The following is a 25,994-nucleotide window of genomic DNA, read 5'->3' as shown; positions in this document are numbered from 1 at the left end:
CGGGGCGGCACGGTCCGGGCGAGCTGGTCGAATGGCCCGGACGCCCCCCACACCCCGGAGTCCCTGATGCGCACGAATACCCGCCTGACCGCTCTCGCCGCCTCGGCCGCCGTCCTGTCCCTCGCCGGCGCGGGAGCCGCCACCGCCGACGACCGGGGCGACGCCGACGGCAACATCGGCACCACGGTCAACTGGACCAGCAACGACGGCAACGTCACCTTCTTCGACGACGGAAGCAGCTTCCAGGGCACCGCGCAGTTCCCCAGCGAGGGCCCGGTCGGCTACCGCGGAAGCCTCAGCGACTGACCCGCCCCCACCACGTCGGCCCCGAACCCCCGGGGCCGACGGCCGTCGGCCCCACTCCCCCAACGCGCGACGTACCCCGAGGACAGCGAACAGTGCCTTCTGACCCTCCTCCTGCTGCGGGTGCCGTCCTGCCGAGGGTCGAGCCGATACTCGCAACTCCCGGTCCCCTGCCGCCGGCAGCTGTGGAGGACCGGTGGGCGTTCGAGGTGAAGCAGGACGGCCAGCGGGCCATGGTCTACCTGCCGGGCGACGGCAGCATCCTCCTGCGCGCACGTTCAGGTACGGACATCACCGCCGCCTACCCCGAACTCCTCCCCCTCGCCCGCGCCCTCGGCGCGCGGAGCGCCGTGCTGGACGGTGAGATCGTGGCACTCGACGATCACGGCCGGAGCGACTTCGAGCGCCTCCAGCACCGGATGGGCCTTGCCGGCTCCCCCGCCAGGGCCGCGCGCATGTCGGCCCGGGTGCCCGCGCACCTGATGCTCTTCGACGCCGTACACCTCGACGGCCGGCTCCTGACCGGACTGCCGTACGCGGAGCGACGGGAACTGCTGGCAGGCCTCAAGCTGGCCGGAGCCGCCTGGTCGACGCCCGCGGCAATCGTCGGACACGGCGCCCAGGCGTGGGAGACGGCCCGGGACGCCGGACTGGAAGGGCTGATCGCGAAACGGCTCACCTCCCGGTACGAGCCCGGGGCACGTACGAGAACGTGGGTGAAGATCAAGGTCCACCACCTCGCCGACGTCGTGATCGGCGGGTGGGTACCCGGGCGCGGACGGCTGACCGGTCTGCCCGGGGCGGTCCTGGTCGGCGAGTGGCGCGACGGACTCCTGCACTACGCCGGCAGCGTCGGCACCGGCTGGAGCGAGGCCGAACGCGCCCGCCTCGCCGGGCTCCTCGAAGCGGCGGCCACCGATGCCTGCCCCTTCGCGCGGGTCCCGCCGGTGACCGGAGCCCGGTGGGTACTCCCCCGCCTTGCCGGCGAGGTCCGCTACACCTCCCGCACCCGTGCCGGACGCCTGCGCCACCCCTCCTGGCACCGGCTGCGCCCCGACCTCACCCTCGGCGACCTGACCTGAGAGTGCGCCGGGCGAGCGCCCCCGTGGCGGGTGATCCGGGGACGTGTGGCGGAACGTGCTGCCTGGCCGCTGTGGCCAGGCAGCACGCTCCGTTGGCCCTGCAACCCGCCGAGTCCGCTCATGGGAAAGCGCCGGGAAGACGGCAGGAGTGACTGCTGACTCGGTGAGCGTCCGGTTCGCCTGTCAGCGACCCGCCACCGGCCCGGGGTGCACCCCGTGTTCGGCGAAGGGCACCCGAGGCTGACCAGCCGGACAGGACCAGGTCCTACCGCTGGGGGCCGGGGGCGCCGGTCGCCGGGGCGTCAGCAAAGAGGCGTACGGGAAGTGCTTTGAGGTGCCAGTTGACGGGGTTGGCACCGCGTGGCAGATCTGCCGGGTCGGTGGCGAAGCCCAGACCGGGGAAGCGGTCGAGCAAGGCGGCCAAGGCCACGGCTGCCTCCTCCTGCGCGAGGTGCGCGCCCAGGCAGCGGTGGGCGCCGTGGCCGAATCCGAGATGAGACTGCCTGCTGTGCCGAGAGCGGCCGACATCGAGCCGGTCGGGTTCTGTGAAGGCGGCGGGGTCACGGTTCGCGGCGGACACGATCGGCAGAACCGCTTCCCCGGTCCGGACCGGGGTGCCACCGACAGTGGTGTCGCAGGTGGCGTAGCGCGGCAGCGCGCGCACGACGGGTCCGCAGTAGCGCATGAGTTCCTCGACGGCGTGGTTCATGAGCGTGGGGTCTTCACGCAGAGCCGTGATCTGGCCGGGGTTGCTGAGGAGCGCTTCGGTGCTGTTCGCGATGAGGTTGACGGTGGTGATGTGCCCGGCGACGACCAGGTTGGTGATGAGAGCGACCAGCTCGTCCGTGCTCAGCCGGTCGCGGTGATGGGGTGCGAGCAGTTCGGAGATGAGATCGCTGCCGGGATGGGCGGCGTGGAGATCGACGAGGGCGTGCGCGTCCTCGACCATGCCGGCCAGCGCGGCTCCCAGCTCGTCACCGCAGACGCCGGCGGTCAGCGTGGCGCTCCGCTCACGCCAGCGATCGCGGTCTGCCTCGGGTACGGCGATGAGTTCGCAGATGACAGTGATGGGCAGGGGGCGGGCGAAGTGTTCGATCAGGTCGACCACGCCGTTCTCGGCGTGGTCGGGAAGCCGGTCCAGCAACTGGGCGGCGATGGCCTCGATCCGCGGGCGCAACGCCGCCACCCGGCCCGGGGAGAAGGCCGCGGTGACCAGACCGCGCAAGCGGCGGTGGTCCGGGCCGTCCGCGTCGAAGATCCCGGCGCGCAGGTACTTCTCGTGCCCTGTGTACATACCGCGGGCTTGCCAGGTCTGTTCGGTGCGGTGGGCGACCGGTGCGCCGGGAACCTGTGTGGCGTCAATCGTGAAGTGGGGGTCGCTCATGACGGTGCGGATGTCGTCGTGGCGGGTGGCCACCCACATGGGGTCGACCCCCTGTACATGTCCCCGCACCATCTGCTCCCGCTCACGAACGGGACCGTAGGCGGTGAACGGGTCGCGGACCAGTTCCTGGTCGGCCAGGTCCAGCAACTCGCCGTCTGCCGCACTGGTGGTGTCTTCGTCGTGCACCGTCACGTCGGGCCTCCCAGAGGTAGGTATTCCGTGACGAGCATCATCAAGGCCGAATCAGTCCCTATACGGCGAAAGGTATTCCAATCCTCCGAAAGGGTGCACCTCACGCGCCTGCGGCATACTTCCGGACAGGTACTCGCGCCATGCCGGGGGACGCGTCACAAGGTGCGCAGCGCGCCGCCGTCGATATGGATCATGCTGCCGGTCACATAGGACGCGGTCGGCGACAGGATGACGGCGGCCAAGCGTCCGAACTCCTCGGGCGATCCGTAGCGTCGCAGCGGGATTGCGGCGATTCGCCCGGCGCGCGCCCCCTCGGAACCGCCGTGCGCCCGCTCCAGTCGTCCGAGCCGATCGGTCGCGATCGGGCCGACGACCAAGCCGTTGACCCTGATGCCACGGGGGCCCAGTTCATCGGCCAGCGTCTTGGCCGCCATGGCAAGCCCCGGCCGCAATCCGTTCGAGATTCCCATGTTCGGCAACGGGGACTTCACGGACACGGACAGCACGAAGCCGATCGACCCGTCGGCCGGGAGGACGGGCGCGGCGGCACGGGCAAAGCGCAGTGCGCCGAGAAAGACCGACTCGAAGGAGTCCCGCCACTGCTCATCGGTGATCCCGGTGATCGGCCCCGAAGGCGGCCCGCCCACACTGATCAGCAGGCCGTCCAGACGGCCGAAGCGCCGCAGCGCCGCGGCAACCAGCCGGTCTGCCGCACCGGCGTCGGCGTTGTCGGCGGCCAGGCCCAAGACGCTCTCGGGGCTGCCCAGTACCGAGACGGCTTCATCGACAGCGTCCTGGCTCCGCGAGGAGACCACCACCCGCGCGCCTTCGTCCAGAAGCACGAGGGCGGCCGCGAGGCCCAGCCCCTTGGTGCCGCCGGTAACCAGGAAGACTTTGCCGTCAATTCCCAAGTCCATGATCACTCCGCTGTGTTCAGACGTGCGGGACGCCCCTCATCCCACTCACCGACCGACGATGAAGGAAAAACGCGTGCCGCGGCGGCAACCTGGCCAAGAACCCGTCAAACGGGGGTGCGCCGGACAGGTTCTCCACGATCACGGCATCCCACCCGATCGCCCTCGACCACCCGCACCTGTGGCGTGACCGCCTCGGACAGGCTCCGGGCGATCCGCCGCCGCACCGGCGACGTCCCACGGCGACTGGTTCACGAACTTCTGCGGAGCCTGCGTGTTCCCGTCCGGCAGGTGCTCGGCCAACGGCCGGATCGACGTACGCCCCCGGCATCGGCCCCGCAGACAGCACGCGCCCCAGCGCCGCTACTGGGGCTCGTCCGTACCTCGGCGCAGCCCCGTCCAGGCGGGATGGCGCGGATCGTCGGCCCGGACGACCGCGTCCGCGCTCCCGGCGGGCGCCACCTCGTCCTCGTACCGTGCGAAGGCGGGCAGCGTCCACTGCTCGGCCTCCTCCGTGCGCCGCCGCAGCGCGCCCGGCGACAGCCGCAGGTGCACGCTCAGGTCGAACGGGAACCAGTGCCCGAGCAGCAACGGCCCGTGCACCACCAGCACCCCGCCCTCCGGCAGGTGGCGGTAGGGGCTCCGGGTGGCCCGGTCCGTCGCCGGGTCCCAGAGGTCGGGCAGCACCCGCCCGTTGCCGCCCGCCTCCAGCGGGCCGAACACCTCACGCCACAGCGCTCCGGTGTCGAACCAGCTGCCGTAGTACGAGTCCGGGTCCCGTTTCCCGTACTCGTACCGCAGGCTGGCGGGCCGCAGGAACCCCGCCGTGGACACGGGGAGCACGGCCCGGCCGCGCAGCCGCAGGGCCTGTGCGAGCGACTCGGCCAGCTCGCCGGTCCCGGCGGCGGGCGCCCCGTCGACGGCGACCTTGAGCCAGGGCCCGCCGTCGGACGGCTCCAGCGCGTCGGCGTGCGCGGCGAGGGCGTCCGCCAGCCGTTCCCAGGTGATCGCTTCGAATCGCACGTCACCATCATCGCCCCGGCGGGCCGAGGTCCGACCGGTGGTCCGCCGCCAGCCGCACGACGCGTTCGGCGAGCGGGCCCCTGGCCGGCTCGATCGCGGCGGCGGCAGCGGCGAGGCGGGTGATGTCGGCGAACCAGTCGCCGGAGAGCGTGTCAGCCACCCCGATACGGGCGAAGCCGCGTTGCAGCAGGCCCCTGGCGGTCTCGGGCCGCCCGCGCAGCAGCGCCTTCACGGTGGCGACGGCGTTGGCGAGCGCGCTGGCGGGCCTCGACCAGTCGTCGCTGCGCGCCGCCGGGTTGTCCTGGTCGTAGCCGGGCCGGTCCGCGACGGACAGCGCCACGATCTCCAGATCGAGCCGCCAGAAGAGGGGCAGCCCGTCGAAGTCGACGAAGAGCAGCCGCCTGCCGAGGGAGTTCCCCAGCTCGGGGTCGACCCGCAGCGAGGCGAGCCGCCGGACCGTGCCGAGCAGCTCCGGTACGGCGGTCACGCAGTCCGCGAACCGGTCGTCGGGCACGGTCCAGCGGAGGTCGATATCGCTGTACGCGTCGGCGGTCCCCGCCGCGAGCGACCCCCTCGGTTCCGCCCGCGACCCGGCGCAGTGGGAGCGGAGCGCGCGCAGGAGCAGCCGCGCCAGCGCGGCCCGGCGTGCCGGGTCGAGGTCGTCGGGGTCCGCTTCACTCACTGCCCGCCACACTCACTCCTGCCACCTTCCGGCGCCACCTCGTACGATCTTCCCCATGGACCTCGAATTCGCCCGCACGTTCGCCTCTCGGTGGCAGGACGACTGGAACTCCCATGACCTGGAACGCATCCTGACGCATTATCACCAGGACGTGACGTTCAGCTCCCCTATGATCGCCCGGTTCACCGGCGACCCCTCGGGCACCGTGCGCGGCAAGGACCAGCTGCGCGCGTACTGGGCGCGCGGCCTTGAGCTCATCCCCGATCTGGAGTTCGAGGTGATGGACGTCCGGGTGAGCGTCGACACCCTGGTGATCGACTACCGCAACCAGATCGGCGGCCGGGTGTACGAGGTGCTGACGTTCCGGGACGGGCTGGTGATCGGCGGCCTCGGCGCGTACGGGGAGACGCTCGCCCGCTGACGGCAGGGGCGAGCCTCGCCTCAGCTCTTCCCGCCGGTCTTCCCCTCGCCCTTCCCGCCGCAGTCCACGGCGTCGGCGTCGTCGGAGAGTTCGCTGCCCTCGGGCAGCAGATAGGTCACCCAGAGGACGACGGGCACGGTCCCCAGGTTGCGCCCGATGTGACGGTGGTCCGCCCCGGACGGCTCGATGAAGGACGTTCCGGCGGGCGTCACCTCGACCGAGCAGTCGTCCAGGGTGCGGGTCAGCGTCCCCTTCTTGACGACGGCGACCAGCTGACCGCGGTGGGTGTGCCAGCCGGTGGAGCCGCCGGGCGCGACGGTGATCTTCCGGAAGGTGACGTCGGTGCGGCCCTTCGGCGTCTTCACCTTCAGCTTGCCCGGCGATGTGCCCTCCGCGACGACGGTGCCGCTCACACCGCTGCCCGGGGTGGCGACGGCCGCCGACGGCAGGAAGCAGAGCGCTGCCACACAGCCCCCGAGAACAAGCGCCTTGACCGGCCGCCCCTGCTGTCCGCCACGCCTCATGGACACTCCTCCGCATCAGTGCCCCGGGCATCATCTGGTGCCCCTGGCATCCCAAATGCCCCGACGCTACCCACGAGTCGGCCGGGTGAACCGTCCCGCCGCCGTCAATCACCCCGCAGCCCGGCGGCCAGCGGTCCTTCGCCGGACACCTCGATCCGTCCGTCCCTGACCGCCTCCGCGAAGGTCGCCTCGCCGCGCCCGAGCGCGAGGCAGAGCTCGGCGTCGAGCACGATGCGCGCGTCGGCCCGGTCCGCGGGGCCGTCCCCGTAGACCGCGCTGCCGGGCTCCCGCATCCCCGTACGGACGTGGAACTCACCCTCGTCCAGCCGCACGTCGAGCACTCCGTCACCGGCCGGTCCGCCGGGTCCGTCCAGTGCGCGCAGCAGCGGCAGCGCGAACCAGTGCGCCCGGACCGCGTCCGTGGGCCGGCGCTCCACGAGGGCGGGCGCTCCCCATTCGGCCAGCGCGGCGAGGACGGGCAGCAGGCCGTGGCCGCGTTCGGTGAGTTCGTACACCGCGGCGGCGGCGGGCGGCGGAAGCCGGCGGCGGGTGGCCAGTCCGCCCTGCTCCATGTCCTTGAGCCGGGAGGCGAGGACGTCCGTGCTGACGCCGGGCAGGTCCGCGTGGAGATCGGTGTACCGGCGCGGACCGGCCAGCAGTTCACGGACGATCAGCAGGGTCCACCGGTCACCGACGGCGTCCAGGGCGCGTGCGCCGGCGCAGAACTGGTCGTAACTCCGGCGGCGGGCCGGGCGGGTTGCGGGCTGTTGCTCACGTGGCATGCGACGCAGTCTAGACATGTTGTTGGACTTTCCAAGCTCAAGCTTGGTAAAACCAAGTATCACAGTCGGGTCGGGGAGGCACCGCATGGAATTCCGCCAGTCCAGCAAGCTCAACGAGGTCTGCTACGAGATCCGGGGCCCGGTCATCGAACAGGCCAACGCCCTGGAGGAGGCGGGCCACAGCGTGCTCCGGCTCAACACGGGCAACCCGGCGCAGTTCGGTTTCGAGGCGCCGGAGGAGATCGTCCAGGACATGATCCGGATGCTCCCGCAGGCCCACGGCTACACCGATTCGCGCGGCGTCCTCTCCGCCCGCCGGGCCGTGGCGCAGCGCTACCAGGCGATGGGGCTCACCGAGGTCGGCGTGGACGACGTCTTCCTCGGCAACGGGGTCTCCGAGCTGATCTCGATGGCCGTGCAGGGCCTGTTGGAGGACGGTGACGAGGTGCTGATCCCGTCGCCGGACTACCCGCTGTGGACCGCGGTGACGACGCTGGCCGGCGGCAGGGCCGTGCACTACATGTGCGACGAGGCCTCGGACTGGAATCCCGACCTGGCCGACATGGCATCGAAGATCACCGACCGGACCAGGGCCGTCGTGATCATCAACCCGAACAATCCGACCGGCGCCGTGTACCCGCGCGAGGTCCTCGAAGCCATCCTCGATCTGGCCCGCAGGCACGGTCTGATGGTGTTCGCCGACGAGATCTACGACCAGATCCTGTACGACGACGCCGAGCACCACAGCGTGGCGGTCCTCGCCCCCGACCTGGTCTGCCTCACCTTCAGCGGCCTGTCCAAGACGTACCGGGTGGCCGGCTTCCGTTCGGGCTGGATGGTGGTGTCCGGTCCGAAGCAGCACGCGCGCAGCTATCTGGAGGGGCTGACCATGCTCGCCTCCATGCGGCTGTGCCCCAACGCCCCGGCGCAGTACGCCATTCAGGCCGCGCTCGGCGGCCGCCAGTCGATCCGGGAGCTGGTGGTGCCGGGCGGCAGGCTGTACGAGCAGCGCAACCGCGCCTGGGAGAAGCTGAACGAGATCCCCGGGGTGTCGTGCGTGAAGCCGAAGGGCGCGCTGTACGCCTTCCCGCGCATCGACCCGAAGGTGCACCCCCTCGTCGACGACGAGAAGTTCGTCCTGGACCTGCTGCTGCGGGAGAAGATCCAGGTCGTGCAGGGCACCGGCTTCAACTGGCCGCGGCCCGACCACTTCCGGATCCTGACCCTCCCGTACGCTGACGATCTCGACGCGGCCATCAGCCGGATCGGCCGCTTCCTGACCGGATACCGGCAGTGACCGGACCTGGAGACGAACGGACGCCGGAGATGAACGGATACCGATCGTGAGCCGCTCCACCTGCGCCGCCTGCCGGTTCCCCGTCCACACCCAGTTCGCCTCGTTCGAGCTGGTCGGGCCGATCGTCGAGGGCGGGCTGGACCCGGCCTCCGACCCCGGGTGGGCGGAGTCGGGCGCGAAGTCGCCCGCCGAGTACGCGCGCTGGGCGGGGCACCTGTGCGGCATGACCTGTCTGCGCATGGCCCTGGGCGCCGACGCGCCGTCCCTCTTCGCGCTGCGCGACGGGGCGCTCGGGTACGGCGCGTATACCGAGGACCCGGACGGCGCGATCCACGGCCTGGTCTACGCCCCCTTCGCCGACTACGTACGCGAGAGCCACGGCCTCGACGCCACCGTCCACCGGCACCTCTCGCCGGAGGAGATCCCGGACCTGCTGGACGAGGGCCGGTCCGTCATAGCGTCGGTGCACTACGCGATCCGTCGTCCCGGACGGCCCGCACCGGGGCGCGGCGGCCATCTGGTGCTGCTGACCTCGCGTACGGCCGACGGCAGGGGCGTGCACTTCCACAATCCGTCGGGCACGAGTGCGGAGACCCGGGCGGCGGAGCTTCCGCTGGCCGAGTTCGCGCGCTTCTTCGCCGGGCGCGGGGTGTCGCTGTCCGCGCGGGGGTGACGCGCCGGCCCCGGAACGGGAGCGGGCCCGGGGGTGTAGCCGACCCCCGAGCCCTGTGATGCCGCCTGACTTGCACGCCGACACGTTTAAGGTCCCGTATCAGTTTTATGTCGTCGCATCCTGCCTTTAGACGACCGCGGACCGAAGCTCCGCGGGCCGGAGTCGAACCGGCATCTCGACGCACACGGGCACGGGCCCGGTCGATCCGGCGATAGGCGGCGCATGCTGAGTCTGGAGCAAGAGTCTGAGATTGATCGCGGTCTGCCTCTGCCAGTTGGGCCACCCCGGCCCGCGTCCGCAAGAGCTGCGGAAGTGCCGGGGGGAGGACTCGAACCTCCACCGTGACCGCGTCGTCACGACAAACTTCAGTTTCAGCTTTGCGCTCCTCGCGCACCCCAGCGGCTTCGACCGCCGCCGGGGATTCCTTGGCCGGTCACCCGAAGAGGTAACCGAATACCGCATCACCCACCCGCTGGTCCGTGACGTCCACGCCGTTGGCCTCCTCGCGGGCGAACTTGACGGCCTGCTGGAGCTTCTCGACCCGGTCGGTCAGCTCGTTGATCCGCCGCGCGGGCAGCGCCCCGGAGAACTTCACGGTCGTCCAGTAGCCGACCGGGACATCCTCGTAGTACACCTCGACCTGCGCCGGGTGCTTCTCGGTGGCCTCCGCCTTCACGTGGTTGCGGGGCACCTTCTTGGTCCGCAGGGTCCGCACCGGCTCGGTCTTCCAGGAGTCGGTGGACGGGTCCTGGGCCCAGGCCTCGGAGGCTTCGAGCACCGGCAGCTTGCGGATGAAGGTGGTGATGTCGGTGAGCTGCTTCTCCAGGAAGAGCAGATACGACACCGGCACGCCGGCCACCAGCACCCGGCCGTCGACCGAGATGTCGGCGCGGGCGGCGCAGTTCGCCCAGTCCTTGGTGGCGGTCACGTCGAACAGCCGGGTGAGGGTCGCCGCTGTCCGGCGCAGCACGTCCTCGGCCTTGATCTGCACCGGAGTCGACTCGGGCGGCAGCTGCTCGCCCTCCTCGTCCTTCGGCTGGTACGTCCGGGAGATCCCGGCCAGCAGACCGGCCTTCTGGAGGCCGTGATGCGCCGCCGTCAGGTCCTGGTGAGCCTTGGACTTGACGCCCTTCTCCACTGCGATGATCTGATTGAGTTTCGCCACACCCAGGAAGCTAGCAACATCAACACCCGCCGCACCAGGGCTTTTTGGGCAGGGCACCGGATACCGATCAGCAGGGAGCAGGCCGCATGGGCGCCGCGATACGTCATTTCACCGCCACGACCGGGCAGGGGCAGGTCTTCACGGTCAACATCGAGCGGGACTTCCGGTACGACCCGTACCGCGACTTCCTGGTGTGCGCACACTGCGACTGGCGTCCGTCGCTCCTGACCACGGAGCGGATCATCGACATGGCCGGGGAGCACCTGGCCGGCGCGCACGGGGCCGACCGAGGACTGGCGCAGCAGGAGGACGATTCGTTCCGCAAGGCGCGGCTGGTCGTGCTGCCCGTCGTCGCCCTGGTGCTGATCGGCCTGCTGTTCCTGCTGAAGGGCTGATGCCCCCTTGGAGGGCTGCTGTTCCTCCTGGATGGGCTGCTTGTTCCTCCTGAAGGACCGATGTTCCGCCTGAAGGGCTGCTGTTCCGGCTGAAGGGGCTGCGCGGTCAGCCGCCGCTGAGCTCCAGGAGCGCGCCCACCGGGTCGGTGTCCGGGGCGGCGCGCGGCCACCACTCGTCCTGGCCGGGGTCGGACTCGTAGCCGTACCAGCGGCCGTCGTGGCCGAAGCGGAGCTGGAGCGTGCCGCCGGGGTGGGTGAGGTGGTTGCGCCAGGGCTGGAAGCGGGGAAAGCCGGCGGCGGCGAGAGCCGGGCGGGCCCGGTCGAACGGGCCCGCCGGAGGGTCCCACTGCGATTCCAGGACGTCCAGCCCCTCGGCCCCGCCCTGGCGCCAGGCGGCGACGGCGCGGGCCAGATCGGTGATGTTGCGGCCGGTCGCGGAGGCCAGCTCGCGGTAGAGGGCACGGGTGGTGGCGGTCAGCCCCGCGGTGGGACGGGCGGCGGCCAGCCGGACGGCGTCCTGCCAGGGGGTGAGCCCGGCGAGCGGGTCGCGGCCGGTGATGAGCAGGGCGTGGGCGCGGGCGGCCGCGTCCGTGGCGAGCTGATCGAGGGCGAGCGGGTCGCGGCTGCCGGGCAGGCTCGGGTAGGAGGGCGGCTGACCGGGGTGCGGCGCCACCGGGAACGGGGCGGGCAGCGGCGGCAGGAAGCGGTCCGCCAGCGCGTCCTTCGCCGGTACCGAGGGGGTGGCGGGGGCCTCGGGCCGCTCCCGTGCGGAGTGCGCGGCGTTGCGGTGGCCCAGGTCCTCCAGGAGTTCGCGCTCGCCCCGGCCGCGCAGCAGCAGCAGGACGAACGGGTCGGCGTCCAGGAGCCGGGCCATCTGGTAGCAGAGCGCGGAGACGTGTTTGCAGGGCCAGCCGCGGTCGGGGCAGGAGCAGCTGGGGTCCAGGTCGTTCGACGCGGGGAGCAGCGCGACCCCGGAGGCGGCCGCCGTGTCCACCAGGGAGTGCGGCATCTCCTTGCCGAGGAGCGCGGCCAGGTGGTCCGGGCGGGCGGCGACCGCGGCGAGGAAGGTGTCCCAGTCGGCGTCGGTGAAGGTGCGCAGCCGCAGTTCGGCACGGTAGGGCCGGGGCCGGCTGCCGTGCACGTAGGCGACGACGCGGCCGGGGGTGACGGTGACCGCGGCGACATGCCCGCCGTCCGCGTACGCGCGGCCCCTGGCGAGCCTCGCCGCGTCCATCGACAGGGCTTCGAGCGCCGCCACCCAGGCCCGGCCCCACCAGCTGTCCGCGAACGGCTCATCGTCCCCGGACGTCCGCGCGGGTACCGCCTCGAAGGTCCGCCGCAGGTCGTCGGGGCCGGGCCGGGACCGGGCGACGGGCCTCGCCCCGCGGGCCGGCGGGAGGGAGTCGGGGCGGGGGCTCATGACGGCCTCCGGAGGGAGACGAGGTCGGCCAGATCGCGGTCGCTGAGCTCGGTCAGCGCGGTCTCCCCGGTGCCGAGCACGGCATCGGCCAGGGCCCGCTTGGCCAGCAGCATCTCGCCGATCCGGTCCTCGACCGTGCCCTCCGCGATCAGCCGGTGCACCTGGACCGGCTGGGTCTGCCCGATGCGGTAGGCGCGGTCCGTGGCCTGCTCCTCGACGGCCGGGTTCCACCAGCGGTCGTAGTGGATGACGTGGGCCGCCCTGGTGAGGTTCAGCCCGGTGCCGGCCGCCTTCAGCGAGAGCAGGAACACCGGCACCTCGCCGGACTGGAAGCGGTCCACCATCCGTTCCCGCTCGGCCACCGGCGTACCGCCGTGCAGGAGTTGGGAGGGGATCGCCCGCGAGGTGAGGTGTGCGGAGAGCAGCCGGGCCATCGTCACGTACTGGGTGAAGACGAGGACGGAGCCGTCCTCCGCGAGGATCGTGTCGAGCAGCTCGTCGAGCAGGGCGAGCTTTCCGGAGCGGCCGGTGAGCCGGGTCGGCTCCTCCTTCAGATACTGCGCGGGGTGGTTGCAGATCTGCTTGAGCGAGGCCAGCAGCTTCATGATGAGGCCGCGCCGGGCGATGCCCTCCGACGCCTCGATGTACGCCATGGTCTCGCGCACCGTGGCCTCGTAGAGCGTGGCCTGTTCGCGGGTGAGGAAGACCGGGTGGTCGGTCTCCGTCTTGGGCGGCAGCTCGGGTGCGATGCCCGGGTCGGACTTCTTGCGGCGCAGCAGGAACGGGCGGACCAGCCGGGAGAGCCGTTCGACCGCCTCGTCGTTGCCGATCCCGGCGGCCGTGCCGGTGTTCTCCACGATCCGGGCGTGCCGGGCCCGGAACGCCTTGAGGGGGCCGAGCAGTCCGGGGGTCGTCCAGTCGAGCAGCGCCCACAGCTCGGAGAGGTTGTTCTCGACGGGGGTGCCGGTCAGGGCGACCCTGGCCGGGGACGGGATGGTGCGCAGTGCCTTCGCCGTCGAGGAGTGCGGGTTCTTCACGTGCTGCGCCTCGTCGGCCACGACAAGTCCCCAGCTGTGCGCGGCCAGTTCGGCGGCGCTGGAGCGCATCGTGCCGTACGTGGTGAGGACGAAGCCGCCGTCGGGCTCGGCGAGGCTGCGGTCTGTGCCGTGGAACCGGCGCACGGGCACGCCGGGCGCGAAGCGGTTGATCTCCCGGTGCCAGTTGCCCAGCAGCGAGGCGGGGCAGATCACCAGGGTGGGCGCGGGGTGGGCGCGGTGCAGGTGGAGGGCGATGAGGGTGATCGTCTTGCCGAGGCCCATGTCGTCGGCCAGGCAGCCGCCGAGGCCCAGCGCGGTCATCCGGTCCAGCCAGGCGAGACCGCGCAGCTGGTAGTCGCGGAGCGTCGCGTCGAGGCCGGGCGGCGGTGCGATCGTGGTGTCCTCGTCGACGATGCGGCTGCGGAGCGCGGCGAGCGCGCCGACCGGCACGGCGTCGACCTGTTCGCCGTCCACCTCTGCGCTGCCGGTCAGGGCGACGGCGAGGGCGTCCACCGGATCGAGCAGGCCGAGCTCCCGCTTGCGCGCCTTGCGTACGAGCGCGGGGTCGACGACGACCCACTGGTCACGCAGCCGCACGACGGGCCGGTGGGCCTCTGCCAGCACGTCCATCTCGGCCTCGGTGAGCTGCTGGTCGCCCAGCGAGAGCTGCCAGTTGAAGGCGAAGAGCTGTTCGGCGTCGAAGAACGCCGTGCCGTCGGTGGCGGTGCCCGGCGCGGGCCGCACCACGGCGGCCGCGGTGAGCGAGCGGGCCAGCTCCCGGGGCCAGTGCACGCTCACCCCGGCGGCCGAGAGCCGGGCTCCGGCGTCGCTGAGCAGCTCGTACAACTCGTCCTCTGTGAGGGCCAGTACATCGGGGACGGGCTGGTCGAGGAGCCGTTCCAGCGGGGCCCAGACGCGGGCGGCGCGGCGCAGCGCGAGCACCGCGTCGATCCGGGCGCGTGGGCCGAAGGGTTCGCCCGCCCCGCCGTTCCACAGGGCGGCGGCGTCGACGACGTAGGTCGGGTCCGCGAGGCTGTGCACCTGGGTGACGGCCGCGGCGGCGTGCCGTGAGGCGGCGTCCGGGCGGCCGGGACCGGCCGCGCCGTCGTCCGCGTCCGGCGGTCCGTCGGACTCCGCCGCCTCTTCGGTGTCCGCGCCGTCGCCGGAGTCCGTCGTGTCGAAGAGCTCGTACGCGGAGAGGTCAAGACGCAGCGACACCCTTACGCCCGCGTCGAGCCCGGCCGCGACCGCCACCGCCCACTCCCGGGCGCCGGGCAGGTGCTGGGCCTCCGTGGCGGCGAAGGGCGCCCCCATGGCGAACGCCGCCGCGGGGGTACGGGGCAGGGTGTCGGCCACCGCGTCGAGGAAGGAGGCGATGAGCGGCTCGGGCTCGGGGACCTGGAGGGGCGTGCGGTCGGGGAGCGGCACCGCGTACCCCTCGGGCGGCATGGCCGCGGCGACCGCGCGCAGGTGTGCGACGTCCTCCGCGGCGCGCGGCCCGGCCCGCCAGGCGTCGTGGTCGTCGGGCGTCAGCCCGGGGAGCATCCGGCCGCCGGCCACCAGATGGAGCGCGTGCAGCGCGGCGGCGCCCCAGCACCGGGTGGCGGGATGGGCGGACTGCTGGTGCCGGGCGCGGGCCAGCAGGGGTACGGCGTCGGCCAGGGGAAGCACGAGGGCCGGCACGGTCTCCCGGCGGACGTCACCCTGATCGCCGTGCCGTCGCACGACGGTGATCTCGGAGACCCGGTCGTCGAAGCCGGAGGCGTGGCGCGCACCGGAGGCGTGGCCCGCACCGGGACCGCCGCCGGTCGTATCACCGGGGGCGGTCGTCGTGGCGGGGCCGGTCGCAGCGGTAAGGCCGGTCGTCGTGGCGGGGCCGGTCGCAGCGGTAAGGCCGGTCGTCGTGGCGGGGCCGGTCGCAGCGGTAAGGCCGGTCGTCGTGGCGGGGCCGGGGAGCGGGCCCCCCTCCGGGTCCCAGAACGCGACGCGTCCGTCCCTCGGCAGCGGTGCGGGAAGGAAGACGGCCGCACAGCGCAGCAGACGGCCGACAGCCGCGTCCCGCGGCGGTGATGCGATGGCCACCGGCCCCTCCCCTCACGTCCAAGGCCCTGGTCAGGGCTTCGTGCCCCGGTCCCCGACCGGGACCGGAACCCTCTGACTCGCGAGTCTAGGCGGGCGCTCTGACAACGCCCCACGGGCCCGCCGCCGCCCCCTCTGTCCGGACGGGGTACGGGGGCTGGCCCGTGGGCGGTGCCGTCAGTGCCTGGCGAGCGGCTTCGAGCCGGTGGATGCGGGACGGAGCCGGGGGCTCGCGGCGGCCGGGGCCCGCTTCGGCGCGGGGGCCGTCCGCGCCGGGCCGGGCGCCGGAGACGGAGGCGAGGGCGAGGGCGAGGCCGGAGCCTCGGACGAAGGCACGGGTTCCGTCGGCTCCGTCGGTTCCGCGGTCTCCGCCGACTCCACCGGGTCCGCCGGCTCCACCGGCGGTGCCGTGCCGGCCGGGGCCTTCGGCACCTGCGGCGGGGACTCCACGGCCTCCGGCGCTGTCGGCTGCTGGGCCCGTTCCAGGAAGCGGAGCAGCTCCACCGGGAACGGCAGTACCAGGGTGGAGTTCTTCTCCGCGGCCACCGCCACCACGGTCTGGAGCAGCCTCAGCTGCAGCGCCGCGGGCTCGGAGGACATCTCGGCCGCCGCCTGGGACAGCTTCTTCGACGCCTGGAGCTCCGCGTCGGCGTTGATGACCCGGGCGCGCCTCTCACGGTCCGCCTCCGCCTGACGTGCCATGGAGCGTTTCATCGTCTCCGGCAGCGAGACGTCCTTGATCTCCACCCGGTCGATCTGTACGCCCCAGCCGACCGCGGGGCTGTCGATCATCAGCTCCAGGCCCTGGTTCAGCTTCTCCCGGTTGGACAGCAGATCGTCCAGATCGCTCTTGCCGATGATCGACCGCAGGGACGTCTGCGCCATCTGCGAGACGGCGAACCGGTAGTCCTCCACCTCGACGACCGCGCTCGACGCGTCGACGACCTTGAAGTAGATGACCGCGTCCACCCGCACGGTGACGTTGTCCCGGGTGATCCCGTCCTGGGCCGGCACCGGCATCGTCACGATCTGCATGTTGACCTTGCGCAGCCGGTCCACGCCCGGGAGCACCATGGTGAATCCGGGGCCCCGTACGTCGTTGCGGAGCCGGCCGAATCTGAGCACCACACCCCGCTCGTACTGCTTGACGACCCGGGCGGCGGCCACCGTGTAGGCGACACCCGCCAGGACCACCACAACCAAAGCGGTCAAGAGCACCTGGACCATGACGGCCCCCTGCCAGCCGGAAACACCGAACACTCACTCCGCGCCGATTAAGACGCTAATACCACGGTATGCCCTGATTCGACAGCAGGCGAACCTCCGCCCGCCGTTCGCATACGGCGCGTTCCGCGCGCACGTAGCCCGCCCGGCGGTCTCCCGGATGCCGGGCGGGCGGTGAGCGGGCAAGGTGACCAGCGTCAGCACGTACCCCCGTGGCGTACGGGGCCGTGTGACGGAGCGCGTACGGATGAGCCGGACGAGACAGACGAGGACCTGCCATGCCCGTGATCGACAACCGACGACGGCGCCTCGGCGCCGCAGCCGGGACCGCCCTCCTGACCCTCACCGTCGCGGGCTGTTCGGGCCTCGGCCGGACCGCGGTCGGTCCGGTCACCTACACGACCGAGCGGGAGGCGGTGATCCAGGTGAACAGCCCCTCGGTACGGGGCTGCCACCTGCTGGCCCCCGCGGGCGCCAAGGAAGTGGAGAACGGCACCCTGATCGACATCATCCTGTACCGCACCCGGGACTGCACCGGGCCCGGTACGACCTATCTGGCCACCACGTTCACCGACCAGAAGGCTCCGGACTCGCTGCCCTGGCGCAGCTTCAGCACAGTGCACTGACCCGGTTCCCGCGCGGGCCCCGCATCCGGTGCGGGGCCCGCGCTCCCGGCTACTCGGGCAGGGCCCGCACCCATATCCCGTCGTCGGTGAGGTAGCGGTCCACGCGCAGCCCGGCCGCCCCGAGATGGCCCTCGAACTCCTCCTTCGACAACGGCCGGGACAGGAACGTCTGCGTCCACCGCCCGTCGTCGAACTCGTACTCGGCGCGCACCGAACGCACCCCGTCGCCGACCGGCTCGGAGTGGACGAGCCGGACCGTGTACCCGGCCGGGTCGACGCGCTCGCGCGGCAGACCGCGGTGGTAGTCCTCGCCCTCGCGCTGGATGAGCACCACGCCGCCGTCGCGCACATATCTCCGGCAGGTCCGCAGCAGCCCGTCCCGCACCCGGGGGTCGCCCGCGTGCACCAGGAAGGACGCCAGCATCACCACGTCGAACGTCTCCTCACCGAGGTCGAGGGACTCGATGGGACTGCGCACCTTCCGCACACCGCGCACCTGGGCCAGCATCTCGGCCGACTCGTCCACGGCGGTGACGTCGAAGCCGCGCCGGACCAGCGGGTGCGTCACCCGGCCCGCCCCGCAGCCCAGCTCCAGGATGCTCGACCCGGCGGGGACCGCCCCGGCGATCACGTCCGGTTCGTTACCGACGGGCAGCCGGGTGTACACCTCCACCGCGCAGCCGTCCGGGGTGATCCCGCCGGGGCCCGTCCCCGAATAACCCTCACGTACCAGTGGCTCACTCATACGTGACCGAACGAACCGTCCGCCGCCGCCGTTCCCCCTCCCGTCCTCACCGGTCCCGCCCCTCACACCGACCGGCGCGCGACCAGCGCGGCGCTGAGGTACTGGAGATCGGCGGGGCGGGCCGGGGAGAGGCCGGTCAGCCGGTCGATGCGGCGGATGCGGTAGTCGACGGTGTTGGGGTGGACGTGCAGCGCGGCCGCGGCGGCCCGGCGGTCCAGACCGTGCCCGAGGTAGGTCTCCAGCGTGCGCAGCAGCTCCGGCTTGGCCTCCAGCGGGTGCAGCAGCCGGGCGAGTCCGTGCAGCGCCTCGCTCGGCCTGCTCAGCTGGTACTCCAGCAGCACGTCGGCCAGCCGGTACAGCCCGGCGGGCCGGCCGGTGCGGGCGACCAGGCCGACGATCTCGGCGTTACGGGCCACGGCGGCCGGGACCGCCGCCGGTTCCGCGGTCTCGGCGGCCGCCGTGACGGGCACCCCGGCCGCCGTGGTCGCCTCGGCGATCAGCTCGCGCAGGCCGCCGGGCCCGTCCCACGGCGGCGGCTCCGCGACCGGCAGCAGAACGGTGCCGCCGGAGGAGTCGAGCGCGGTCAGCGCGGGCGTGCCGGCGAACCGGTCCAGGGCCGTGCGGATGCGGCGGATCTTGCGGCGGGCGGCCACCCCGGTGCCGGGGCCGGGCGCCTGGCCCATCTCATCGGGGTGCGGGGCGAGCGCGAGGGTCATCGTCAGATAGCCGGCCGCCGGACGCAGCCCGGTGCGCTGGGTGAGGAGCTCCAGGGACTCACCGGTCAGCAGGGCGGCCATCAGGGCGTGCCGGCCGCCGTGTTCCTGGCTGTCCAGGATCTGCCGGGCCTCCAGATAGGCACCGCTGACCGCTGAGGTCAGCTGCTGCTGGAGGACCATGATGCGGTCCATGATCTCCAGGACGGCCGGCAGGTCGGCGGGGCCCGCGTCCTGAGCGGTCTCCTGCCAGCACATCGCGATGCCGACCTGGTACGCGGTGAGGATGGCGTCCAGCGGCACGCCCTCCTCCGCGCGCTGGGCCGCCGAGTCGCGCTGCTGGGCGAGTTCGGCGTCGGTGGCGGGGCGGCGGTGCTCGACGACATCGGCGAAGAGCCGCAGATTGTGCTGGACGATGTCCGCGATGTCGCCCGCGATCTCCTCGTGGGGCAGTTCCGCGTAGACCGGCAGATCACTGAGCAGCCGGTCGACGACGCGGCTGGTCAGGGCGGGTGCGCGGGCGCGCAGCTGGGCGGCGACCGGCCGTCCGCCGATGCACAGCGGCGGCGGCCCGCAGGTCCCGGGACCCGCGCCCGCGCCCCTCACGACGGTCCGCTCTTTGTCACGCGTCACAAAAGCCCCCGCGGAAGTCTGCGTTACCCACCAGTTAAACGACGGCGTCCGAGTCTGCATGATGACCGGCGACACCCGCCATGCCCCGCCTCTCCCCCACCACCGGAGGTCGCCGTGAACTCGTCCCGGAACAAGGCATTCTGCCGGACCGTCAGAACAGCGGTCAGCGCGCTCGCGCTGACCGGACTGGCCGTCGGCACCGGCGCGTCCGGCGCCTGGGCGGCCGCCGACGACACCACCTCGTACGTCGCGCTCGGGGACTCGATGGCCTCCGGGCCGCTCATCCCGGACATCACCGGCCCGCTGGCCTGCGGACGCTCCACGCACAACTACCCGCACGAGCTGGCGGCGAGCCTGGGCGCCGCACTGACCGACGTCACGTGCAGCGGCGCCGCGTCCAAGCACATGACGGAGAAGCAGTCCCTCTCCCTGCTCGACGTCCCCATGGGCTCGGCGCCGCCCCAGTTCGACGCGCTGCGCGCGGACACCGATCTGGTGACCCTGACCATCGGCGGCAACGACACCGGCCTGGTCGGCATCGCGCAGGACTGCACCAACCTGGACCCGTCCGCCACCCCCTGCAAGGACAAGTACAACGAGGGCGGGGTGGACCAGGTGGGGCAGCGGATCGCGGAGTTCGTCCCCCGGATGGCCGCCGTACTGGACGGAATCCACCAGCGTTCGCCGCGGGCCAGGGTGATCGTCACCGGCTACGGGCTGTACATCAAGCCCGGCGGCTGCTGGCCGCTCCAGCCGGTGCTGCCGGTGGACGCCGACTTCCTCCAGGGCAGCGTCGACCGGATGAACACGGTGATCGCCGAGCAGAGCGCCGCGCACGGCGCCGAGTACATCGACCTCGCCACGCCCAGCAAGGGCCACGACTCCTGCCAGGCCCCCTCGGACAAGTGGGTCGAGGGGTACGTGCCGACGGCCGCCGCCGCGCCCCTGCACCCGAACCGGCAGGGCGAGTCGAACTACGCCCGCATCATCGGCGCCCACCTCCAGGGGAGCTGACGCGTGCGGCAGCGGCTGCTCAACGGCCTGCTCGCGGCGGCGCTCGGCGCCGCCGCGCTCCTCGCCCCGCCGGCCCAGGCGGCCCCGGCGGGCCACCCGACGGCACCGGGCTGCGACCCGCTGGCACCCGCCGAGTGCCTGCTGCCGTTCCCCGACGACTGGTACACCAGGCCGGACCCGGGCAGCGGCACGGGCCGCCGGGTGGCCTTCGACACCGCGATGCTCCCCCGCCCCGCGACCGGCCTCCCGGTCGACCCGGCCGCCTGGAACCGGTCCGACGGCTTCTCCCCCGGCTCCGTCCTGATCGCCCAGGTACCGGGGCTGGACCTGGCCGCGACCGGCGCGGCCCCGCTCACCGACATCGGCCGCTCCCTCGACCGGGACGCCCCCGTAGTCCTCCTGGACACCACGACGGGTGAGCGGTGGCCGTACTGGGCAGAGCTCGACGCCAACGCCACAGAGCCCGGCCGGCAGGCCCTGCTGATCCACCCCGCCCGCAACCTCCACGACGGCCACCACTACGCCGTGGCCCTGCGCCGCCTCAAGGACGCCGGAGGCCGTACGATCCCGGCGGCCGCCCCGTTCGCCGCCGTCGCCGGGCGCCGGCTTCCCGCCCACGACCCGCTGCGCGCCCGCCAGGACCGGCTCCGCCCTTCGCTCACGGCGCTGCGCAGGGCCGGCGTCACGGCCGAAGGGCTCAATCTGGCCTGGGACTTCACCGTCGCGTCCACCCGCGGTCTCAGCGGCGACCTCTTCAGCATCCGCGACGACGCCTTCCGGCGGCTCGGTGACCGCTCGCCCGGCTTCGCCGTCACCGGAGTCACCGACCTCACCCCCGCCCAGGACGCCCGGATCGCCCGCGAGGTCACCGGGCGGGTCACCGTACCCAGCTATCTCGACCTGCCGGGCGGCCCGCCCGGCTCCGTACTGAACCGGGGCCGGGACGGCACCCCGCGCGCCCTGCCCGGCAACACGCAGACCGCGGAGTTCCGCTGCGAGATCCCCCGCGCCGCCTTCCGCACCCCGTCCCGGCCGTCCCTCTACGGGCACGGGCTGCTGGGCCGCCGCTCCGAGGTGGGCGCGGGCAACGTCAAGGACATGGCCGCCGAGCACGACTTCACGTTCTGCGCGACGGACTGGATCGGGATGGCGCAGGAGGACATCCCCGTCGTACTGGGCGGACTCGCGGACCCGAGCCTCTTCCCGGCCGTCCCCGAACGCAGCGAACAGGGCATGCTGAACGCCCTGTTCCTCGGCCGCGCCCTGATCCACGCCAAGGGGCTGGGCGCCGACGCCGCCTTCCGTACCGACGACGGCCGCCCGCTGCTCGACACCCGGCACGGCCTCGCGTACGACGGGAACAGCCAGGGCGGAATCCTCGGCGGCGCACTCGTCGCCGCCTCGCCCGACATCCGGCGCGGAGTACTGGGCGTCACCGCCATGAACTACGGGCTGCTCCTCAACCGGAGCGCCGACTTCGCGCCGTTCCAGCAGGTACTGGACGGGTCCTACCCGGACAAGCTGCACCAGCAGCTCGTCCTCCAGCTGTTCCAGATGGTCTGGGACCGAGGCGAGACGAACGCGTACGCGAACCACCTCACCGACCACCACGAGGTACTGCTGCACATCGCCTACGGCGACCACCAGGTCGCGAACGCGGCGGCCGAGGTGGAGGCGCGCACGATCGGCGCCCGCCTCCTGTCACCCGCTCTCGCCGCCGGACGGAGCCCGGACACCGTCCCGTACTGGGGCATCCGCCGGATCGGACCGGGCCAACTGCCCTACCGGGGCTCGGCCATGACCGTCTGGGACAGCGGCACACCGACGCCCCCGCTCACCAACACCCCGCCCGCCGGGCCCCATTACGGCCACGACCCGCACGAGGATCCCCGCAACTCGCCCGCCGCACGTCAGCAGAAGGCCACCTTCCTGACAACCGGCCGTGTCATCAATGTCTGCGGCACCACTCCGTGCACCGCCACCCCCACCTCCTGACACCTCCACTGCCCCGCCGGGCCAGGACGCCCGCCGGGCACAGACAAGGAGCACCCATGCGTACGCACCGCATAGCCGGAGCCGCCGTCGCGGCCGCCCTCCTCGCCGGTACGGCACTGGCCCCGTCCGCGCTCGCGGCCCCGCCCGCCGCGACGGCCACGGCCACGGCGCGCTCCGCCGTACCGTTCACCTCCGCCACGGCCGCACGCACGGCCGACGGCGGCCACACCCTCTCCTGGGCCTCCCCCGCCGCGTCGGTGACCGTCACCGCCGTCACCTCCCCCGACGCCACCACCGGCGTCCCCGTCGGGACGGCTCCGGGCACCGGCTCGCTGACCGTGCCCGCCGGGACGCTCCCGGAGTCCGGGCGCTGGTACTTCCGGCTGGTCCCGGACGGCGGAAGCCCGCTGGTCGTCGCGGACCGCTCGCTCGGCCTGGAGTCCGCCCGCAACTTCCGGGACATCGGCGGCTACCGCACCACCGACGGGCGCTGGGTCCGGTCCGGCCTGGTCTACCGCTCCGGCAAGCTGAACAGCCTCACCGACGCCGAGCAGCAGCGGCTGGTCTCCCAGCACCTCACGCTCGATGTGGACCTGCGCAACGCCATGGAGCGCCACGACGACCCGGACCGGCTGCCGGCCGGTGTCGCCTACCAGGTCGCGGACGTCGTCTCGCTCAGCCACGGCGTCCGCTTCCACGACTCGGCCCTGATGACGCTGGCCCAGGCCGTCGCCGCCGGGCTCTTCTCCGGCTCGTCCGACCTGGGCCAGTCCATCGGCTACCCGTTCATGGTCAACTTCGTGGGCGGCGACTACGCGTTCCACGACCTGGTCACGGCCGTCGCCACGAACACCTCGGGCGCCACGGTGTTCCACTGCAGCGCCGGCAAGGACCGGACCGGCTGGGGCACCGCCGTCCTGCTCACCCTGCTGGGCGTCCCGCGCGCCACGGTCGAGGCGGACTTCCTCGCCAGCAACCAGTACACCGGCAACCCGGAGGCCGTCGAACTGAGCTGGCTGCGCGCCGCGTTCGACGAGGCGGACCACCTGTACGGCGATTTCGACACCTACGTACGCGAGGGGCTGAAGCTCGACGCGGCGACCGTGGAGGCCCTGCGCGCCAAGCTCCTCACCGACTGACCGACTGACCGGCAGCTCGGTTCACGTCAGCACCCGGGGTAGCGGCCGGACGGCCACTCCACCGGGTGCTCGAACTCCAGGGACAGGTCGTCGGCCACCTCGGCGATCACCGCCCGCCCCTCGGTGCGCACCAGCCAGGACGGCGGAAGGTGTACGTCGCCGTGGTGGGCGCCGAGCAGATTGCCGCAGACCGCGCCGGTGGAGTCGCTGTCGCCCGAGTGGTTGACCGAGAGCAGCAGGGCCTCGCCCACCTGGTCCGCGCCCGGCAGGACGAGCGCGCAGTACACGGCGATGGCGAGCGCCTCCTCGGCCACCCAGCCCGCGCCGAGCGACTCCACCTTCTCCGCGCTCGGTGCGCCCCGGCCGGCGAGTTCGAAGGCCGCCCGGAGCGCGGCGGACGTCTCCTGGTGGCCGGGGTGGCGGGCCAGCAGCTCCATGGCCCGCAGCACGGCGCCGGGCAGCGAGTCGCCCTCCATGAGGTGGGCGACGACCGCCGCGAGCGCACCGGCCGCGTAGGCGCCGGTGAGGTGGCCGTGGGTGATCCGCGCACACCGGGCGGCCAGCCCGAAGCCTTCCTCCACGGGCCCGCCGGTCAGCCCGAAGGGGGCGGAGCGCATCACCGTGCCGCAGCCCTTGGAGTCCGTGTTGACCGGGCCGGGCCTGCCGAGCGGGGCCCTCGGGTCAGGGATGTGGCCGGCCGTGAGCCCGGTCAGGCAGGCGTTGCCGGGGGCCCGCCGCGCGTACAGCCAGGGCTGCTCCCTGAGCCAGCCGGTGCGGACCAGGTCGTCGTCCCCGCCGCGGGCGGGGGGTGCGGGGTGGTTCTGGGTGTCGAGCCAGCGCAGGTAGGCGTGCCTGACGACCGCGGTCTCGGCGCCGCCGATGCCCTTGGCCATGGCCCGGGAGTGGGCCCTGATCAGGCCCTCCGCGGTGAAGAGCGTCATCTGGGTGTCGTCCGTGACGCGCCCGGTGACCCCGTCCTCGTCGGCCGTCAGACCGCGTACGCCCTGCTCGCCGTGGGCCCGCCGGATACCCGCGAGCGACAGGAACTCCACCGGATTGCCCAGCGCGTCCCCTATCGCCCCGCCCAGCAGGCACCCCCGGACCCGGGCCCTTCGGACGGAACCGTTCCCCCATGCCGCACCGCTCATCGCCGGCACCCCACACTCTCTCGTCGGTTCGCCGCGTTCCGCCGCCGCGGGCCCATGCCGGCAGGAGAGGCGATGCCGTGCGTACCGGTGGTGAACCGACGACTGCGCGCAGTTCGCTGCGACTGCGGCTCGGGCTGAGTCTATGGGGCCTGGCCTGGGCCGTCTTCGGCCTGACGGCATCCACGCTGACCGGCCGCCCGTAGTGGGCGCCGCCTGCGGTGTGCTGCTCGTCGTGGTCCGTCCGTCGTGGTCCGTCCTGGTGGATCTGCTGGTGATCGTCCGCCGCGTCAGCCGTCGAAGCGAGCGGCCCTCAGGTACTCCGGGTTGGGGTCGAGAGCCGCCGCGAGCCGGAAGTGGCGGGTGGCCCGCTCCGGATGGCCGGCCCGCTCGAAGGTGCGGGCCAGCGCGAAGTGCGCGAAGGCGTTGTCCGGCTCGCGTTCCAGGACGAGTTCGAATTCGAGCTCGGCGGGGCGCAGTTGGGCGGCCGCGAAGAAGGCACGGGCGCGCAGCAGCCGGGCCGCGGTGTTCTCCGGATGGGAGGCGATCACCGAGTCGAGCAGCTTCACGGCACCCCGGGGATCGCGCGCCGCGAGCAGCTGCTCGGCCGCGCGGAAGTCTATGACGTCGGTTTCCGGGTTCCTCTCGGGCACAGCGCATCCTTCCCTCGGCCACCTCGGTGCCAACGTCGCGCCGGGGCCCGGTATTCCGGTCCGGGTCAGCCCGCCGCGGCCCGTCGCTCCAGCTCCGCCCAGACCTCGCGGACCTGCGGGGCGAGGGCCTCGACCGGTCCGTCGTTGTCGATGACCAGGTCCGCGATGGCGAGCCGCTCCTCGCGGGTGGCCTGCGCCGCCATCCGGGCCCGCGCGTCCGCCTCCGTCATCCCGCGCAGCCGCACGAGCCGGTCGAGCTGGGTCGCGGGAGCGGCGTCGACGACGACGACCAGGTCGTACAGGGGGGCGAGGCCGTTCTCCGTGAGGAGGGGGACGTCGTGGACGACGACGGAGCCGGTGCCCGCGGCCCGCTCCAGCTCGGCGGAGCGGGCGCCGACCAGCGGGTGGACGATCGCGTTGAGGGCGGCCAGCCGGTCGGGCTCGGAGAAGACGATCGAGCCGAGCTTCGGCCGGTCCAGGGTCCCGTCGGGGGCGAGGATCCCGGTGCCGAACTCCTCGACGAGAGCGGCGAGCCCGGGGGTGCCGGGCTCGACGACCTCGCGGGCGATCCGGTCGGCGTCGACGAGGACGGCTCCATGGCCGACGAGCAACGAGGACACTTCGCTCTTGCCGGCGCCGATTCCACCGGTCAGGCCCACTTTCAGCATGGGCGGCAGCCTAGTGCCCGTCCCCGCTCGGCCGGGAGCCCGCCCCGCGTCGCCGTGGCGGGGAGG

At 72.9% G+C, this 25,994-nt stretch carries 26 protein-coding genes and 1 tRNA gene; 11 read left to right on the top strand and 16 right to left on the bottom strand.

All coding sequences use genetic code 11. The features are described from left to right. Positions 1–66 precede the first annotated feature (66 nt). Both ACIP89_RS05790 and ligD read left to right on the top strand, forming a co-directional pair. On the top strand, positions 67–306 hold the full coding sequence (locus ACIP89_RS05790) for a hypothetical protein (protein WP_402113208.1): 240 nt from the start codon (positions 67–69) through the stop codon (positions 304–306). Between the two features lie 146 nt (positions 307–452). Continuing rightward, positions 453–1,385 carry a non-homologous end-joining DNA ligase gene (gene ligD, locus ACIP89_RS05785; RefSeq protein ID WP_402113496.1) on the top strand — a complete coding sequence of 311 codons (933 nt, stop codon included), beginning with the start codon at positions 453–455 and terminating at the stop codon, positions 1,383–1,385. A 265-nt stretch (positions 1,386–1,650) separates the two neighbouring features. On the opposite strand, the gene ACIP89_RS05780 is transcribed toward ligD, so the two are convergent. From ACIP89_RS05780 to ACIP89_RS05765, 4 genes are all read right to left on the bottom strand, one after another. After that, positions 1,651–2,961, bottom strand: coding sequence for a cytochrome P450 (locus tag ACIP89_RS05780; RefSeq protein WP_402113205.1), 1,311 nt, complete (start codon positions 2,959–2,961; stop codon positions 1,651–1,653). A 155-nt stretch (positions 2,962–3,116) separates the two neighbouring features. Further along, positions 3,117–3,878 carry an SDR family oxidoreductase gene (locus tag ACIP89_RS05775; RefSeq protein WP_402113202.1) on the bottom strand — a complete coding sequence of 254 codons (762 nt, stop codon included), beginning with the start codon at positions 3,876–3,878 and terminating at the stop codon, positions 3,117–3,119. Positions 3,879–4,238: 360 nt separating this feature from the next. Then, positions 4,239–4,898, bottom strand: a complete 660-nt coding sequence (locus tag ACIP89_RS05770) for a uridine kinase (RefSeq protein ID WP_401923180.1) — start codon at positions 4,896–4,898, stop codon at positions 4,239–4,241. 7 nt (positions 4,899–4,905) lie between these two features. Next, positions 4,906–5,580: a hypothetical protein gene (locus ACIP89_RS05765; protein WP_402113199.1), complete on the bottom strand. Its 675-nt coding sequence runs from the start codon at positions 5,578–5,580 to the stop codon at positions 4,906–4,908. Between the two features lie 55 nt (positions 5,581–5,635). Between ACIP89_RS05765 and ACIP89_RS05760 the strand changes: the two genes are divergently transcribed. Continuing rightward, positions 5,636–6,001, top strand: a complete 366-nt coding sequence (locus ACIP89_RS05760; RefSeq protein WP_073735427.1) for a nuclear transport factor 2 family protein — start codon at positions 5,636–5,638, stop codon at positions 5,999–6,001. 20 nt (positions 6,002–6,021) lie between these two features. Here ACIP89_RS05760 and ACIP89_RS05755 read toward each other — a convergent pair whose 3' ends face one another. Together ACIP89_RS05755 and ACIP89_RS05750 are read right to left on the bottom strand one after the other, a co-directional pair. Continuing rightward, complete coding sequence (locus ACIP89_RS05755) at positions 6,022–6,525, bottom strand: cupin domain-containing protein (protein WP_402113196.1); 504 nt, start codon at positions 6,523–6,525, stop codon at positions 6,022–6,024. Between the two features lie 104 nt (positions 6,526–6,629). After that, positions 6,630–7,307, bottom strand: a complete 678-nt coding sequence (locus tag ACIP89_RS05750) for a winged helix-turn-helix transcriptional regulator (protein ID WP_401925624.1) — start codon at positions 7,305–7,307, stop codon at positions 6,630–6,632. 85 nt (positions 7,308–7,392) lie between these two features. Between ACIP89_RS05750 and ACIP89_RS05745 the strand changes: the two genes are divergently transcribed. Next, on the top strand, positions 7,393–8,604 hold the full coding sequence (locus ACIP89_RS05745) for a pyridoxal phosphate-dependent aminotransferase (RefSeq protein WP_401925622.1): 1,212 nt from the start codon (positions 7,393–7,395) through the stop codon (positions 8,602–8,604). Positions 8,605–8,650: 46 nt separating this feature from the next. After that, positions 8,651–9,277, top strand: coding sequence for a peptidase (locus tag ACIP89_RS05740; RefSeq protein ID WP_402113193.1), 627 nt, complete (start codon positions 8,651–8,653; stop codon positions 9,275–9,277). Positions 9,278–9,590: 313 nt separating this feature from the next. Here ACIP89_RS05740 and ACIP89_RS05735 read toward each other — a convergent pair. Both ACIP89_RS05735 and ACIP89_RS05730 read right to left on the bottom strand, forming a co-directional pair. Further along, positions 9,591–9,677 (bottom strand) — tRNA-OTHER (locus ACIP89_RS05735). Positions 9,678–9,710: 33 nt separating this feature from the next. After that, positions 9,711–10,442, bottom strand: a complete 732-nt coding sequence (locus tag ACIP89_RS05730; RefSeq protein WP_401923162.1) for a hypothetical protein — start codon at positions 10,440–10,442, stop codon at positions 9,711–9,713. Between the two features lie 86 nt (positions 10,443–10,528). Here ACIP89_RS05730 and ACIP89_RS05725 point away from each other — a divergent pair, with 86 nt between their 5' ends. Then, the gene (locus ACIP89_RS05725) at positions 10,529–10,837 is read left to right on the top strand and encodes a hypothetical protein (protein ID WP_402113191.1); all 309 of its coding nucleotides are present in this window, start codon (positions 10,529–10,531) and stop codon (positions 10,835–10,837) included. A 106-nt stretch (positions 10,838–10,943) separates the two neighbouring features. On the opposite strand, the gene ACIP89_RS05720 is transcribed toward ACIP89_RS05725, so the two are convergent. From ACIP89_RS05720 to ACIP89_RS05710, 3 genes are all read right to left on the bottom strand, one after another. Continuing rightward, positions 10,944–12,257, bottom strand: coding sequence for an SWIM zinc finger family protein (locus tag ACIP89_RS05720; protein WP_402113188.1), 1,314 nt, complete (start codon positions 12,255–12,257; stop codon positions 10,944–10,946). Continuing rightward, positions 12,254–15,376, bottom strand: coding sequence for a DEAD/DEAH box helicase (locus ACIP89_RS05715; protein ID WP_402113185.1), 3,123 nt, complete (start codon positions 15,374–15,376; stop codon positions 12,254–12,256). Before ACIP89_RS05715 ends, ACIP89_RS05720 begins: the two co-directional genes overlap by 4 nt. A gap of 174 nt (positions 15,377–15,550) precedes the next feature. Next, on the bottom strand, positions 15,551–16,600 hold the full coding sequence (locus ACIP89_RS05710) for a slipin family protein (RefSeq protein WP_402113182.1): 1,050 nt from the start codon (positions 16,598–16,600) through the stop codon (positions 15,551–15,553). 275 nt (positions 16,601–16,875) lie between these two features. Between ACIP89_RS05710 and ACIP89_RS05705 the strand changes: the two genes are divergently transcribed. After that, positions 16,876–17,223, top strand: coding sequence for a hypothetical protein (locus ACIP89_RS05705; RefSeq protein WP_401923150.1), 348 nt, complete (start codon positions 16,876–16,878; stop codon positions 17,221–17,223). Between the two features lie 49 nt (positions 17,224–17,272). Here the strand turns inward: ACIP89_RS05705 and ACIP89_RS05700 are convergent, their stop codons facing one another. Both ACIP89_RS05700 and ACIP89_RS05695 read right to left on the bottom strand, forming a co-directional pair. Continuing rightward, positions 17,273–17,968, bottom strand: a complete 696-nt coding sequence (locus ACIP89_RS05700; protein ID WP_401923148.1) for a class I SAM-dependent methyltransferase — start codon at positions 17,966–17,968, stop codon at positions 17,273–17,275. A gap of 62 nt (positions 17,969–18,030) precedes the next feature. Continuing rightward, entirely contained in the window at positions 18,031–19,242 is a 1,212-nt protein-coding gene (locus ACIP89_RS05695; protein WP_401923728.1) for a PucR family transcriptional regulator, read from the bottom strand. 186 nt (positions 19,243–19,428) lie between these two features. Here ACIP89_RS05695 and ACIP89_RS05690 point away from each other — a divergent pair, with 186 nt between their 5' ends. The 3 genes from ACIP89_RS05690 to ACIP89_RS05680 are packed head-to-tail and all read left to right on the top strand — an operon-like array spanning position 19,429 to position 23,462. Continuing rightward, positions 19,429–20,328 (top strand): SGNH/GDSL hydrolase family protein, encoded by a 900-nt coding sequence (locus ACIP89_RS05690; RefSeq protein ID WP_402113179.1) that lies wholly within the window; start codon positions 19,429–19,431, stop codon positions 20,326–20,328. Positions 20,329–20,331: 3 nt separating this feature from the next. Then, positions 20,332–22,323 (top strand): hypothetical protein, encoded by a 1,992-nt coding sequence (locus tag ACIP89_RS05685; RefSeq protein WP_402113176.1) that lies wholly within the window; start codon positions 20,332–20,334, stop codon positions 22,321–22,323. Positions 22,324–22,379: 56 nt separating this feature from the next. Next, positions 22,380–23,462: a tyrosine-protein phosphatase gene (locus ACIP89_RS05680; RefSeq protein WP_401925608.1), complete on the top strand. Its 1,083-nt coding sequence runs from the start codon at positions 22,380–22,382 to the stop codon at positions 23,460–23,462. A gap of 26 nt (positions 23,463–23,488) precedes the next feature. Here ACIP89_RS05680 and ACIP89_RS05675 read toward each other — a convergent pair whose 3' ends face one another. Then, entirely contained in the window at positions 23,489–24,610 is a 1,122-nt protein-coding gene (locus tag ACIP89_RS05675; RefSeq protein WP_401923139.1) for an ADP-ribosylglycohydrolase family protein, read from the bottom strand. Here ACIP89_RS05675 and ACIP89_RS05670 point away from each other — a divergent pair. Further along, a complete protein-coding gene (locus ACIP89_RS05670) occupies positions 24,595–24,813 on the top strand; it encodes a DUF6343 family protein (RefSeq protein ID WP_401923136.1) in 219 nt (72 codons plus the stop codon). The genes ACIP89_RS05675 and ACIP89_RS05670 overlap by 16 nt on opposite strands. 84 nt (positions 24,814–24,897) lie before the next feature. On the opposite strand, the gene ACIP89_RS05665 is transcribed toward ACIP89_RS05670, so the two are convergent. Together ACIP89_RS05665 and coaE are read right to left on the bottom strand one after the other, a co-directional pair. Next, a complete protein-coding gene (locus ACIP89_RS05665; RefSeq protein ID WP_311306287.1) occupies positions 24,898–25,260 on the bottom strand; it encodes a tetratricopeptide repeat protein in 363 nt (120 codons plus the stop codon). A 65-nt stretch (positions 25,261–25,325) separates the two neighbouring features. Continuing rightward, positions 25,326–25,928, bottom strand: coding sequence for a dephospho-CoA kinase (coaE, locus tag ACIP89_RS05660; RefSeq protein WP_401923133.1), 603 nt, complete (start codon positions 25,926–25,928; stop codon positions 25,326–25,328). Positions 25,929–25,994: the final 66 nt, after the last annotated feature.

The organism is Streptomyces sp. NPDC088730, assembly GCF_044751215.1.
Classification (GTDB): domain Bacteria; phylum Actinomycetota; class Actinomycetes; order Streptomycetales; family Streptomycetaceae; genus Streptomyces.
This window is presented reverse-complemented; position numbering and strand designations above follow the sequence as displayed.

Bases quoted from the DNA above. Each gene is read 5' to 3' on its own strand.
- ACIP89_RS05680 (WP_401925608.1), top strand. From the start codon at position 22,380: ATGCGTACGCACCGCATAGCCGGAGCCGCCGTCGCGGCCGCCCTCCTC.
- ACIP89_RS05705 (WP_401923150.1), top strand. From the start codon at position 16,876: ATGCCCGTGATCGACAACCGACGACGGCGCCTCGGCGCCGCAGCCGGG.
- ACIP89_RS05675 (WP_401923139.1), bottom strand. From the start codon at position 24,610: ATGAGCGGTGCGGCATGGGGGAACGGTTCCGTCCGAAGGGCCCGGGTC.
- ACIP89_RS05700 (WP_401923148.1), bottom strand. From the start codon at position 17,968: ATGAGTGAGCCACTGGTACGTGAGGGTTATTCGGGGACGGGCCCCGGC.
- ACIP89_RS05725 (WP_402113191.1), top strand. From the start codon at position 10,529: ATGGGCGCCGCGATACGTCATTTCACCGCCACGACCGGGCAGGGGCAG.
- coaE (WP_401923133.1), bottom strand. From the start codon at position 25,928: ATGCTGAAAGTGGGCCTGACCGGTGGAATCGGCGCCGGCAAGAGCGAA.
- ACIP89_RS05750 (WP_401925624.1), bottom strand. From the start codon at position 7,307: ATGCCACGTGAGCAACAGCCCGCAACCCGCCCGGCCCGCCGCCGGAGT.
- ACIP89_RS05760 (WP_073735427.1), top strand. From the start codon at position 5,636: ATGGACCTCGAATTCGCCCGCACGTTCGCCTCTCGGTGGCAGGACGAC.
- ACIP89_RS05775 (WP_402113202.1), bottom strand. From the start codon at position 3,878: ATGGACTTGGGAATTGACGGCAAAGTCTTCCTGGTTACCGGCGGCACC.
- ACIP89_RS05710 (WP_402113182.1), bottom strand. From the start codon at position 16,600: ATGGTCCAGGTGCTCTTGACCGCTTTGGTTGTGGTGGTCCTGGCGGGT.
- ACIP89_RS05790 (WP_402113208.1), top strand. From the start codon at position 67: ATGCGCACGAATACCCGCCTGACCGCTCTCGCCGCCTCGGCCGCCGTC.
- ACIP89_RS05720 (WP_402113188.1), bottom strand. From the start codon at position 12,257: ATGAGCCCCCGCCCCGACTCCCTCCCGCCGGCCCGCGGGGCGAGGCCC.
- ACIP89_RS05745 (WP_401925622.1), top strand. From the start codon at position 7,393: ATGGAATTCCGCCAGTCCAGCAAGCTCAACGAGGTCTGCTACGAGATC.
- ACIP89_RS05670 (WP_401923136.1), top strand. From the start codon at position 24,595: ATGCCGCACCGCTCATCGCCGGCACCCCACACTCTCTCGTCGGTTCGC.
- ACIP89_RS05755 (WP_402113196.1), bottom strand. From the start codon at position 6,525: ATGAGGCGTGGCGGACAGCAGGGGCGGCCGGTCAAGGCGCTTGTTCTC.